Origin of the sequence: Corallococcus sp. CA041A (genome assembly GCF_003612075.1) — a bacterium.
GTDB lineage: Bacteria > Myxococcota > Myxococcia > Myxococcales > Myxococcaceae > Corallococcus > Corallococcus exiguus.
The window spans coordinates 1-399 of sequence record NZ_RAWF01000744.1 but is presented as its reverse complement, the minus strand read 5'-3'; the positions used below and the strand labels follow the sequence as shown (position 1 = coordinate 399).

The 399-nt window shown below is 64.9% G+C and carries 1 protein-coding gene; it reads left to right on the top strand.

Going from position 1 to position 399, the window contains the following annotated elements; translation table 11 throughout:
* A partial coding sequence (locus D7V77_RS42915) for an SDR family oxidoreductase (RefSeq protein ID WP_147452406.1) occupies positions 1-399 on the top strand: 399 nt, incomplete at both ends.

Here is a 399-nt window from a genome sequence, read left to right as displayed (position 1 = left end):
CGATCATCCACCTCGCCTCGGTCGCCAATGATCCATGCGGCGATCTCGATCCCAAGCTCACCTGGGAGATCAGCGCGCTGGGCACGATGCGGCTGGCCGAGCTGGCGGTTCATCTAGGTATCCGCCGTTTCATCTATGCCTCGTCGGCCAGCGTCTACGGCGTCAAGACCGAGGAGCAGGTGACCGAGGAGCTGTCGCTCGAGCCGATCAGCGAATACAACAAGACCAAGATGATCGCTGAGCGGGTGCTGCTGAGCTACGCGCCGGCCCTGATCCCGCAGATCGTGCGGCCGGCCACGGTGTGCGGCTTCAGCCCGCGCATGCGCCTCGACGTCTCGGTGAACATGCTGACCATGCAGGCCCTGACCAACGGCCGGATCACGGTGTTCGGCGGCGACC